The organism is Streptomyces sp. NPDC044921, assembly GCF_056432865.1.
In genome coordinates, this window is record NZ_JBWKIF010000020.1 from 1 (window position 1) to 12,158 (window position 12,158).

Genomic DNA, 12,158 nt, shown 5'->3' on the forward strand with positions numbered 1-12,158 from the left:
CCCGCCCACAGCCTGACATCAGCAAGGTCCCCACCCATAACCACACCAACGACCGACCTGGCCATCAGTCACGGCAAGGACCGTTGCAGTACTAGTCTGGTGCACACCTCAACCACGCGACCCACGGCACCAGTGAGTAGCCCTCGCCCGACCCGCCTGGGTCGGCAGTCGCCTCGGCGGTGAGAAACAGCGCTCGGGCGGTAGCCGGGTCGATGCTCGGCCGACCATTCGGATGGCGGGCGTTGACATTCGGCTGGTCAAGCCGTCCGGGCCTGGGTCAGGTCGGCGAGGGAGGCGGGCGCGCGCCCTGACGTTAGCGCATCCTCTCCCGCATGTTGAGCAGGTGTATTCGGCCTAGGCTGGCGTCAGGTCCTTCAATGCGCCCTGAAGGGCCGCCCCGGTCACCGGTGCCGCCTCAGCAACCTTCCGAAGATCTTCACCGGTCAAGTACCGGTAGCTCTGCGGTGGATGGAACGGTCCCGAGGCTCGCAGCGCGGCCAGCGTTACCGGGTCCTCGAAGGTGATCGGTTCCTTGAGCAACAGACCGCTGGCCTGAGTCGCTCCACTCATGTACTCGTCGTACTCGCGACGACTGATCCCGGCACTCGTGCGGCTGGCCGACCAGACCTCCCGCGGGGAGGCCACTTGCACAGAAGCGATCCGAGCCATGCCCACGATGGCCATCGTGGGCGCGGTCGCATAGAGGAGTACTGGAGTTCCAGGCAGGACGGCGACGCGCTGTCGGCGGACCTCGACCGTCTTTGTTCCGGCCAGGATCGCCGTGGCGAACCTAGGGTGGACGGACAGCAGCATCGCGCGCTCCGGATCACTCACGTCTTTCGGTGCCCCTCTTCGTACATGGCCTGGAACAGCGCGTTGCTGATCTTTGACAGCTGCATTGGCGGTACCCACCGTAGCCCCAGCCCCTTGGCCAACGCGGTCACTCGTGCATGCGTCACCTGTACGGGAAAGATCTCCGTGTCCGAAAACCTCAACGCCATGGCCTTGCCCGACACATCGGCTGCGGCACGCACTTCGGCATGACCATATACGCCCAGGTGTTCGAATCGCGAGAAGAGGGTGTCGGGGTCGTCGATGACCACCTCGTCGAGGCGCGAGCAGCCGATGACCATCTTGCCCTGCTGCCCAGAAGTCCCCTCACTGACGTACCACAGGATTCGGGCGGGAACGCTCTCTCCGCGGTGTCCGGACGAGCGGTAGTAGACATGCTCGCGGTTGATGCCCAGTACGTCGTCACGGGGAACCAGCATGGCCGGAACGTCGAAGAGCTCCGTGGACCAGCGCGGCTTGATGGGCGCGATGAAGGAGGGGAGGGCCGTGTCGATCAGTTTGGCCGGCCACCACACCCGCTCGGCCACGCTCGCGATCTCGGGCGACACACGAGCATCCAGCCGTGGCGTCGACCGCCTCATCCGCCCCGCGATCTCCGCAGCCTTCTCCGAGACCGCTTCAGCAGGTCCGCAGACGTCGACCAGAAGCGCGGTGAAGCCGCTCTCGTCCTCGGTGAAGCCGTCGGCGCCGGCAGCCGCCATAGCCGTCGGAGACAGGAACGGATCGGTGATACGGACCGCCTGCGCCCCTCGCTCCCGGCCAAGGCGCTTGAGCATGAACAGCAGTTGCCGTGCAAGTGTCTCCTCCAGCGGGTGCGACGCCGTACGGAGGAACGCGACGTTCAACGTGCGGCCGTCCATCGCCCAGACGTAAAGGGCCACCGGGTGCCCTTCTCCATCCCGGAGCAACTCCCTGCGCCACAGCACCCCGTCATTGGCGAGGCTTTTCAGCCGCTCCGCGAAGCCCGTTCCACGGTCGCCCTCAGCCTGGTCGAAGAAGGCGACCAGCTCTCCTTCACCGCCTGGCGCGATCTCCTCGGCGGAGAAGGCAGTGCCCATGAGATCCGCAGGACGGTACACCTGGGCCTGGCGCAATTCGTCCACATGCAGCGTGACCACCGCCGGGGAGACGACCTTGACCCGTGCGACGTCCCAGGCGATGTCCGCTAGAGCCGCTAGTGCGGGATCGCGCGTCACCAGCACCTGGAGCCCGGCACACGACGTCTCGGCCACGTAGCGCAAGCGGGCACGCTGCCGATCATCGAGGGGAACAGCAGGCAGCTCCTTCCTCGCTGCCGCGGCCAGCTCCTCCAAGCGGATGGCCACGGCAGCGCTGTCGGGAGACAGTGACCGCAACTCGGCAAGCCCCGCACGCTGATGATTGCGCGCCGCACGCTCCTCGACATCACGCACATCGTGCAGAAGCTGCGGAGTGAACGCGAGCTCGATCAGGTCGGCAAGCCATCCTGCCGCGAGAGCACGGGACTCCTCAACGGCGCGTTCCGTTCCCGCACCGCGCAGCCCGGCGAACACGCCATGATCGACGGTCACCACCAGAAGCGCATCACTCTGGGCCTCGGCGAACAGATCCTCGTGTCCCAGATCGAGCCACCACGTGTCCAGCGTCTCCTTGTCCTTGCCCCGCCCCAGGCTCTCACCCTTGGGAACGAAACCCAGCGCTGTCCACATGCCGCTGAGCCCGTAGTCGCGCCGGCACTTGGCACGGATACCGAGCCGATGAGCGTGCCGCGCGCGGATCGCGTCGATCAGCTCACGAGCGACACCCTTACCTCGGTGTTCCTCAGCCACACACAAATGAGCCAGCCGCACATACAGACTCCGCTTGGGCAGCCCGAAGAGCGCGTAGCCGACGACCTCTTCGTCATCCACGGCCACCAGCAGGCCGCCGTCCTCGGCGTGCTTACGGTAGGCAGGAGGCGTGAGCAGCCCGAGATACTTCGTATACCGGTTACCCAAAGCGATAACCGCGTCCAGCAGCTCCGACTGTTCCGCAGACACCGGCAGCACTCTGATCGCCATGTTCCCCCTCCGGTTCCCTCAACCGACAATGCCCCAGGACGGCATACTGCCCAACAGCGTCAGTGGCGAGCCACTGATTGATCAAAACCGGCTAACTGGCGGGAACCCATCCGCTCTTGTTTCGTTCACCGCCGCCATGGCCGACTCGCCAGCAGGTCAGGGAGGCCGAGCTGACGGCAACGGTGATGACGCCGACCGCACGGACTTAGACACGGTCCACGTCACTCCCGCTCGTTCGAGCGACTTTTTCGAACCAACCGTCGCTGAGGAACGAAACTGACAACATGCCGCCGTCGTTCGTCAACCTCGAGTTGAAGGCGGGCCATTGGAACGGCAGGTCAATGAACGGCAACTGTCGGTGCTGCAGTGGGTGGAAGACGGGTGCCCTGCGGGCGTCTGGGAGACCAGCTCCTACAAGACCACCTGTCAGGCACTGCAGAACCGGGGCCTGGTCACGGTCTCCCGGAAGGGAGGGCAGTGGAGCGCAGCCCTTACGAGTGCAGGCCGACACTATCTGGCGCACGGCACCTACCCTCCCCGTGAGTTTCGCCCGAGGAAGGCCCAAGCCACCGCTCCACGACCCCAGTCCACCCGGGCGCAGGAGACTCCGGCCGCCGCACGTAAGCCAGGCCCTCCCGCACAACCTCGTGTGACGTTCACGGAGCAGCTGTTGCAGGAGCTCGCGGACGCCGGCGGGCGGATCGTCAAGAGCGGTAACGGGCCGGAGTTGGAGAAGTGGCCGTCCCGCGTCGCCGCGGCACGCAGGTCCGGAAGGGTCCCGGAGACGAAGGAGTTGTACGGGGGCTGGTGCCCTGGCGGGTACGAGATCAAGCTCGTCGACATCCCCTCCTGGCGCCTCGCCGTCCTCGAACCCGTCCCCGTCCCCTCCCGGCTCGCGCGGCCACACACCGTGGTCCGGGCCATGCAAGCCGAATCCCAGCCGCTGGGCCTGACCAAGCCCGTCCAAGGACGTGCCCTCCGGCTCATTCATGCACTGGTCACCGCCGTCGAGGCCAATGGGCACTCCAGCTCAGCCGGACAGACCGACTTCGCGCCGCCATCTCATCGCCGCCGCAGCGCGTCTCCCCATTTCACCATCACCGCACAGGGCCAGACCGTGGGGTTTCTCGTCCTACAGGAGCAGGACCGGACCGAGCACGTCGCCACCGAGAAGGAACTCGCCGCCGCCCCGAAGAACTCCTGGATCAGGATCCCCCGCTACGACTACACCCCGTCCGAACGACTCCGCTTCGTCCTCAGCGGCGGCCAGCCGCACCGGTCGAGCGAATGGGCCGACGCCCCCAACCATCCTCTCGAAGACCAGCTCGCCGAAATCGCCCAAGAGGTCAGGCTCCGTGGCGAAGCCGCCGAACGCAGACGCCTCGACGAGATCGAAGCAGCGCGCCAGAAGCGCATCCGCTGGGAAGCCGCCATGGAAGAAGCCCGCATCCGCTACGCCGAGGCGTACCGCGTCAGGCACTTCGAGGCGCAGGAAGCGGCATGGCGCCACGCCACCCGACTGACGGAGTACGTAAGCGCCGTACGCACGCGTGTCGACGCCATGCCTCCGGGCCAGGCCAGGATCGAAGCCGAATCATGGATCAGTTGGGCAGCGGCCACCATCGAGCGCCTCGACCCACAGAGCACACCGCCCCGACTGCCCGACATCCCCGAACCACGAGCCGACGATCTGAAGCCCTTCCTCGGGCACTGGAACCCCTACGGGCCCACCTACTGAGCGCCCGCTCCGCGAAACGTCCAGCCCGCCGAAGTACGGCCGTCCGGAACTCGGTTGATTTTCGTTCAAGTTCCCGCAAAGCCAGCCTTCGGAAGCACCGCTTCCACCCAGCAGGATCTGCACGATCAGTTAGGTGACACACCATCAGAACGAGCGTCAAATGAGCGTCACGAGCGTCATTTCAGCGTCAAGATATCGCCCGTAACGCCCACACCGCACATAATGCGCACACACAAAACCGCAGGTCAGGAGCCCTTCGCGGCCGGTTCAAGGATCGCGACACACTCAACGTGGTGGGTCATCGGAAACAGATCGAACGCCCGCAACGTCCGCACCCGGTACCCCCCGTCCCGGAAGTACCCCAGATCCCGAGCCAGCGCAGCGGGATCGCACGCCACGTACGCGATCCGCCGCGCCCCCAGCGACGACAGGTGCTCCACCGTCTTGCGTCCCGCGCCGGCCCGCGGCGGGTCCAGGACGATCAGGTCGACCTCCGTGATGCCGGTGCGCGGCAGCACGCTCTCGACCTTGCCCTGCTCGATCCGCACGCGGTCGAAGTCGGCGAGGTTGTGGCGGGCGTCCTCCACCGCGCGCTTGCCGGACTCGATGCCGAGGACCGCGCCCTGTTCGCCGACCCGGTCGGCGAGGGCGCCGGCGAAGAGGCCGACGCCGCAGTAGAGGTCGAGCGCCATGTCGCCCTTGCGCGGCAGCAGGCCCTGCATGACCGCCGTCACCAGGGTGTCCGCGGCCTTCGGGTGGACCTGCCAGAAACCGCCGTTGGCCACGCGGTGGGTACGGCCGTCCGCGCGCTCGCGGACGAACGGGCGGCCGTGGACGCGGTGGACGCCGCCGGAGCGCTCGTCGACGCGCAGCACGGACACCGGGCGGTCCAGCTCGACCAGGGGCAGGCGCGCGCCCGGCTTCGGCGTGAGGATCACCTGCCGGTCCTGGGAGCCCGTCGCCGCGATGGCCTCGACGGAGTCCATGCCGGTCCAGTCGCGCTTCTCGATGCCCAGCTCGCTGACGCCCTCGGCCGCGATCATGCAGTGGTCGATCGGCTCGACCTCGTGGGAGCGGTGCCGGCGCAGACCGGCGCGGCCGTCGGCCGTGACGGCGTACTGGACGCGCGTGCGCCAGGCCGGGACCTGCCCCGCGGGCACCTTGTCGCCCTCGGCGGGCACCACCGTGCCGTCCCAGCCGGCCTCCTCCGGGGTGAGCCCGGCGAGCCGCTGGAGCTGCTCCGCGATCACGTCGGCCTTCAGCCGCCGCTGCGCCCCCGGCTTGGCGTGCTGCCAGTCGCAGCCGCCGCAGCGGCCCGGCCCGGCATAGGGGCAGGGCTCGTCGATCCGGTCCTTGGAGGCGTCGAGTACCCGCACCGCGTCGGCCCGCAGGAACCGCGCCCCCTCCTCGCCCTCGGTGACCCGGGCCACGACCCGCTCACCGGGCAGCGCGTGCCGTACGAACAGCACCTGGCCCTCGGACGTGCGGGCGATGCAGTGGCCGCCGTGGGCGACGGGGCCGACCTCGACCTCGTACTCCTCCCCCACCAGCGACTTCCTCGGTTCTGCCTGCATGGCGGGGTGACTCCATAACGCGTGAGGGGGAAGGGCCGCACGGAAACGGCCGGACAACAGCCCACCAGTCTACGTGGCTGCCGCCCGGCCGGTTCACACCAGCCGCCGGCTCACGACTTGTGCTCGGTGGTCTCCTTCGACCGCACCTGCGCGGGACCCCGCCGCACCGAGCCGGGCGCGTTCCACTCCTGCTGCCTGCGGGCGCGCCGCTTGGCCGCCTCGGAGGACTGCAGCTGGTACGGCACCGAGGTGACCATGATCCCCGGCGTGAAGAGCAGCCGGCCCTTCAGCCGCAGGGCGCTCTGGTTGTGCAGCAGGTGCTCGTACCAGTGGCCGACGACGTATTCGGGGATGATCACGGAGACCGCGTCGCGCGGGGACTCCTTGCGCAGGCTCTTGACGTACTCGATGACCGGGCGCGTGATCTCGCGGTAGGGCGAGTCCAGGACCTTCAGCGGTACGTCGATGCCGCGCCGGTTCCACTCCTCCTGGAGGGCCTTGGTCTCGGCCGGGTCGACGTTGACGCTGAGGGCCTCCAGGGTGTCCGAGCGCATCAGCTTGGCGTAGGCCAGGGCGCGCAGCGTCGGGCGGTGGATCTTGGAGATCAGCACGACCGAGTGGACGCGGGAGGGGCGCACGCTGTCGTCGCTCGGGCCGTCGGGGGCGGCGATCTCGGCGGCGACCCGGTCGTAGTGCTTACGGATGGCCGTCATCGTCCCGTAGAAGATGACCATGCCGAGCAGGGCGACCCAGGCGCCGTGCGTGAACTTGGTGACGAGGACGACCACCAGTACCAGGCCGGTGAAGAACGCGCCGAAGGCGTTGATGGCGCGCGAGCGGATCATGTGACGGCGCTTGGCCGGATCCTTCTCGGTGGCCAGGTGGCGGTTCCAGTGCCGGACCATGCCGGTCTGGCTGAGGGTGAAGGACACGAACACGCCGACGATGTAGAGCTGGATCAGGCGTGTGGAGTCGGCGCCGTAGACGCCCACCAGCAGTCCGGCGGCGCCGGCCAGCAGCACGATGCCGTTGGAGAAGGCCAGCCGGTCGCCGCGGGTGTGCAGCTGACGCGGCAGGTAGCGGTCCTGGGCGAGGATCGAGCCGAGCAGCGGGAAGCCGTTGTAGGCGGTGTTGGCGGCGAGGAACAGCACCAGCGCGGTGGCGGCGGCCAGGATGAGAAACAGGAAGCTGTCCGCGCCGAAGACCGCCTCGGCGACCTGCGCGATCACGGGGTGCTGCACATAGTCCGGGCCGAGCGGGACGCCGTTGTGGACGAGGTCCTTGGCCGGGTTCTCGGCCATGCGCACGTCGGTGGCGGCGGCCAGCGCGATGATGCCGCAGAACATGGTGACGGCCAGCAGGCCCATCATGGCGAGGGTGGTCGCGGCGTTCTTCGACTTGGGCTTGCGGAAGGCGGGGACGCCGTTGGAGATGGCCTCGACGCCGGTCAGGGCGGCGCAGCCGGAGGAGAAGGCGCGCAGGAGGAGGAAGACCAGGGCGAAGCCGGCCAGGCCCTGGTGCTCGGGCTTGATGACGTAGTCCGCGGTCGGTGCCCGCATGGTGTCGTCCAGGACGAGGCCGCGGAAGGCGCCCCACGCCAGCATCGTGAAGACACCGGCGACGAAGACGTACGTGGGGATCGCGAACAGCGAGCCGGATTCCTTCACCCCGCGCAGGTTCATCAGCGTCAGCAGCACGATCACGCCGAGCGCGCAGGCGACCTTGTGCTCGACGACGAAGGGGATCGCGGAACCGAGGTTCTCGATGCCGGAGGAGATCGAGACGGCGACGGTGAGGACGTAGTCGACGAGCAGCGCGCTGGCGACCGTGAGGCCCGCCTTCGGGCCGAGGTTGGTGTTGGCCACCTCGTAGTCGCCGCCGCCGCTGGGGTAGGCGTGCACGTTCTGCCGGTACGAGGCCACGACGGTGAACATCAGCACGACGACCGCGACCGCGATCCACGGGCTGAAGTGGTACGCCGTCACGCCCGCGATCGACAGGACGAGCAGCACCTCGCCGGGTGCGTACGCCACGGAGGACAGCGGGTCGGAGGCGAAGACGGGGAGTGCGATGCGCTTCGGCAGGAGCGTTTCCCCGAGCCGGTCACTGCGCAGTGCGCGCCCGATCAGGATCCGTTTGGGCACGTCGGTCAGTTTGGACACAACAGAGGATCGTAAGCGTTCGAACGCGGGCTCGCCCACCCGCCACCCCTCATCGGCGTTCCCTCTGCTCTCCGAGTGAATTCAGGGGCCCCCGCGGCTGCGGATTCCGCAGGTCACGTCACTTCCATGCCTATATGACTAAGCCCGTCCCCGACCTGGCCGTCACCGCCCCAGGAGGCCCTCATGCACGCGCCCGCGGAACTGATCGGCGCCGCAGCCACACTCGTCGTCCTCGGAATCCTCACCCTGGCGAGCGTGCGCAGCATCAGTCGCCGCAAGGACGTGGCCCCGGGGGCCCGATAGGAGCAGCAGGAGGGGCCGTGAACGAACACCACTGCCGATTCCCATGGGAGACCGACGTCCAGCCGGGGCAGACCGCCACCGGCGAGTAGCCCACGACGCCGAAGACGACGAAAGGCATCGAGCTCGACATCACCGGCTTCAGTCGCACGACCGGTTTCCGGCCACGGACGCCTCGAGCGCCGCGACCCCGGCCTTCAGTTCCTCCGGTCCGATGCTGTCCGTCCGGGTCGCGGGCACCGTGCAGGCGTAGGCGCCGGCCACCGCGCCGTGCAGGGCGCAGCGGTGGGGCGGTTCGCCGGCGAGCCAGGCGTGGAGGAAGGCGGCCGCGAAGGCGTCGCCCGCGCCGTTGGAGTCGACGACGGGGGCCGGCGGCGCGGCGGTGGGTACGCGGGTCAGTTCGCCGTCGGCCAGCAGGTACGCCCCGTCCGCCCCGGCGGTGGCGACGACGGCCCGGGCGCGGCCGCGCTCGGCGATCCGCCGCATGGCCGGCTCCGGGTCGGCCAGGGCGGCGGCGGAGAGGAACACCAGGTCGGCCTGGTGGGCGAAGGGCTGGTGGTACGGGTCGGCCCCGTCCCAGTCGTGCAGGTCGGTGGAGATCGTGACGCCCGCCGCGCGCAGGAGCGGCAGCGCGTGGCCGCACGGCTGGGTGATGACGACGTGGGCGTGCCGGCTCACGGCCGCCAGTTCCCGCACCGTGGCCTCCGGCAGCCGGTCCGTCTCCGCCGAGCGCGTGGCGTCGTACAGGGACAGCCGCCGCCCCTCCGGGTCCACGAGGTTGACGGCGCGTTTGGTGCCGAGCGGCTGCGGGACGGCCGTGAGCGGGATGCCCCGCTCACGGTGCAGCGCCCGGACGAGCTCGCCCTCGGGGTCGTCGCCGAGCATGTCGAGGTGGTGCGTGCGCAGTCCCAGAGCGCCGGCCGCCAGTGCGACGAAGTCCCCGCTCTGGCCCGCGCGCGTCACGATCCCGGGCCGGATCATGTGGCTGTCCGCGTAGGGCACCGGCAGTGCGGGCACGTGCACGATCGTGTCCACGCCCGCGCCGCCCAGCACCAGGACGTCGATCTCGACGGTCATGGCAGATTCTCCCCCTCCCGAGGCTGTGCCCGGGTCCCGGCAGGGCCCCCGGCAACGCCCCCGGCTTTGCCGATACGTTGGAGTCGGGCAGCCGGACGCGGCACCGCCCCCGGAGGGCATCATGGCGTGATTCCACCGGCATGATGGTGCCTGGCGGCCCGCACTCAGGCCGCGACGTGTTGCCTGGCGAGCCGAAAGAGAGACATGGGCACGACATTCATGAAGGTCAGACGGCCTGCAGGAAGCGCGGTGTGACGCGATGCATATTGTCATCATGGGTTGCGGAAGGGTCGGCTCCGCCCTGGCCCAGAACCTGGAGCAACAGGGCCACACCGTGGCCGTGGTCGACCAGGACCCCACCGCCTTCCGCCGCCTGGGCTCCTCCTTCGGCGGCCGCCGCGTCACCGGCGTCGGCTTCGACCAGGACACGCTGAAGGAGGCCGGCATCGAGGAGGCCGGCGCCTTCGCCGCCGTCTCCAGCGGTGACAACTCCAACATCATCGCCGCCCGCGTGGCCCGCGAGATGTTCGGCATCGAGAACGTCGCGGCGCGCATCTACGACCCGCGCCGCGCCGAGGTCTACCAGCGCCTGGGCATCCCCACCGTCGCGACCGTCCGCTGGACGGCCGACCAGATGCTGCGCCGGCTGCTCCCCTCCGGCGCCGAGCCGCTGTGGCGCGATCCGACCGGCGGCGTCCAGCTCGCCGAGGTGCACACCTCCACCGCCTGGGTCGGCCACAAGATCAGCCGGATCCAGGAGGAGACCGGCGTGCGCGTGGCGTTCCTGACCCGGCTCGGCGAGGCGGTCCTGCCCACCTCGCAGACCGTGCTGCAGGAGGGCGACCTGGTGCACGTGATGATGCGCACCGACGAGGTCGACAAGGTCGAGGCGGCGTTCGCCAAGGGTCCCGAACAGGAGGGCGGTCACTGATGAGGGTCGCCATTGCCGGAGCCGGCGCGGTCGGCCGCTCGATCGCGGGCGAACTGCTGGAGAACGGCCACGAGGTCCTGCTGGTCGACAAGGCGCCGACCGCCATCTCGGTCGAACGCGTCCCGCAGGCCGAGTGGCTGCTGGCCGACGCGTGCGAGATCACGTCCCTGGACGAAGCGGCCCTGCAGCGATGCAACGTCGTGATCGCCGCGACGGGCGACGACAAGGTCAACCTCGTCGTGTCCCTGCTGGCCAAGACGGAGTACGGCGTCCCGCGCGTCGTCGCCCGGGTGAACAACCCCAAGAACGAGTGGCTGTTCAACGAGTCCTGGGGCGTGGACGTCGCCGTCTCCACGCCGCGTCTGATGTCGGCCCTGGTCGAGGAGGCGGTGAGCGTGGGCGACCTGGTCCGCCTGCTCCGCTTCAGCCACGGCGACGCCAACCTCGTCGAGCTGACCCTGCCGGAGGAGTCGGCCCTGGCCGGCACGCAGGTCGGTGACGTCGAGTGGCCGGAGGACACGTCCCTGGTGACGATCATCCGCGGCACCCGCGTGCTGACCCCCACCCGGGAGGACTCCCTGGAGGCGGGCGACGAGCTCCTCTTCGTGGCGGCCCAGGCCCGCGAGGAGCAGCTGGAGGACCTGCTGTCGGTGCGCCGGGACAGCGCGGCGGGCTGACACCCGGCCCGCGCGTCCGGCGAAGGAGGGGCGCCCCCGCAACGGGGGCGCCCCTCCTTCGCCGGATCCGGCACTCACTGCTCGGCGGACCGGGCGGCGGCCTGCCGTTCCCTCTCCTCGGCGGCCTTCTCCTCCGCCTCCATCTCCGCGAACACGTCGATCGGCGCGGGTGCCTTCGCCAGGAAGACCCAGGTCAGCCAGACCGCGAGCAGGAACGGCGGGATCTTCAGGGCGACCAGGACCCAGCCGAGCTGCGTGGTGTCGGCCCACCAGTACAGCGGGAAGAGGATCGCGCACTTGGCGAGCAGGATCGCGCCCCAGGCGTAACTGGCCTTGGTGTACGCCGCCTTGCGTCCCGGGTTCCGGGTGCGCCAGGAGAGGTTCTCCTTGAAGACCGGCCCGAGGATCAGGCCGATCAGCGGCACCCCGCACAGTGCGGTGATCACGTAGGCGAGTCCGAGGCCCAGCGTGTAGAGCATGCCGGGCAGGTAGAAGTCCTTGGCGTTGCCGGTCATCATCGCGAAGACGACACCGAAGGCCACACCGAAGACACCGCTGAAGGCGTGCTTGACGGTGTCCTTCATCACCAGCCGGACCACGACCAGCACGAGCGACACGGCCAGCGCCGCGATCGCCGACAGGTGCAGGTCCTTGTTGATCGTGTAGATGGTGACGAACAGCAGGCCGGGCACCACCGTCTCGACCATGCCCCGCACGCCGCCGAACGCCTCGAACAGGGCGGCCTCGGTCACCGCCCGGGCGTCGTCCGCAGAATTCTCTTCGGTCGGCTTGTCGAGCGACGTCACCG

General features: G+C 69.1%; 9 protein-coding genes. 3 read left to right on the forward strand and 6 right to left on the reverse strand.

From position 1 onward, the window contains the following. Window positions 1–354 precede the first annotated feature (354 nt). Both AC07DA_RS27310 and AC07DA_RS27315 read right to left on the reverse strand, forming a co-directional pair. On the reverse strand, window positions 355–834 hold the full coding sequence (locus AC07DA_RS27310) for an ASCH domain-containing protein (RefSeq protein WP_345576891.1): 480 nt from the start codon (window positions 832–834) through the stop codon (window positions 355–357). After that, window positions 831–2,891, reverse strand: coding sequence for a GNAT family N-acetyltransferase (locus AC07DA_RS27315; RefSeq protein WP_351348400.1), 2,061 nt, complete (start codon window positions 2,889–2,891; stop codon window positions 831–833). Before AC07DA_RS27315 ends, AC07DA_RS27310 begins: the two co-directional genes overlap by 4 nt. A 649-nt stretch (window positions 2,892–3,540) precedes the next feature. Between AC07DA_RS27315 and AC07DA_RS27320 the strand changes: the two genes are divergently transcribed. Beyond that, the gene (locus tag AC07DA_RS27320; protein ID WP_479130849.1) at window positions 3,541–4,629 is read left to right on the forward strand and encodes a hypothetical protein; all 1,089 of its coding nucleotides are present in this window, start codon (window positions 3,541–3,543) and stop codon (window positions 4,627–4,629) included. A gap of 245 nt (window positions 4,630–4,874) precedes the next feature. Here AC07DA_RS27320 and AC07DA_RS27325 read toward each other — a convergent pair whose 3' ends face one another. From AC07DA_RS27325 to AC07DA_RS27335, 3 genes are all read right to left on the reverse strand, one after another. After that, a complete protein-coding gene (locus tag AC07DA_RS27325) occupies window positions 4,875–6,203 on the reverse strand; it encodes a class I SAM-dependent RNA methyltransferase (RefSeq protein WP_479130850.1) in 1,329 nt (442 codons plus the stop codon). A 110-nt stretch (window positions 6,204–6,313) separates the two neighbouring features. Next, the gene (locus tag AC07DA_RS27330) at window positions 6,314–8,365 is read right to left on the reverse strand and encodes an APC family permease (protein WP_479130851.1); all 2,052 of its coding nucleotides are present in this window, start codon (window positions 8,363–8,365) and stop codon (window positions 6,314–6,316) included. Window positions 8,366–8,806: 441 nt separating this feature from the next. Beyond that, window positions 8,807–9,742 (reverse strand): adenosine kinase, encoded by a 936-nt coding sequence (locus AC07DA_RS27335; protein WP_479130852.1) that lies wholly within the window; start codon window positions 9,740–9,742, stop codon window positions 8,807–8,809. A gap of 259 nt (window positions 9,743–10,001) precedes the next feature. Between AC07DA_RS27335 and AC07DA_RS27340 the strand changes: the two genes are divergently transcribed. Then, entirely contained in the window at window positions 10,002–10,673 is a 672-nt protein-coding gene (locus tag AC07DA_RS27340) for a potassium channel family protein (protein ID WP_479130854.1), read from the forward strand. Beyond that, window positions 10,673–11,350 (forward strand): potassium channel family protein, encoded by a 678-nt coding sequence (locus tag AC07DA_RS27345; RefSeq protein ID WP_479130855.1) that lies wholly within the window; start codon window positions 10,673–10,675, stop codon window positions 11,348–11,350. The genes AC07DA_RS27340 and AC07DA_RS27345 overlap by 1 nt, the downstream gene beginning before the upstream one ends. 74 nt (window positions 11,351–11,424) lie before the next feature. Here the strand turns inward: AC07DA_RS27345 and AC07DA_RS27350 are convergent, their stop codons facing one another. After that, complete coding sequence (locus AC07DA_RS27350) at window positions 11,425–12,156, reverse strand: DUF3159 domain-containing protein (RefSeq protein WP_479130856.1); 732 nt, start codon at window positions 12,154–12,156, stop codon at window positions 11,425–11,427. Window positions 12,157–12,158: the final 2 nt, after the last annotated feature.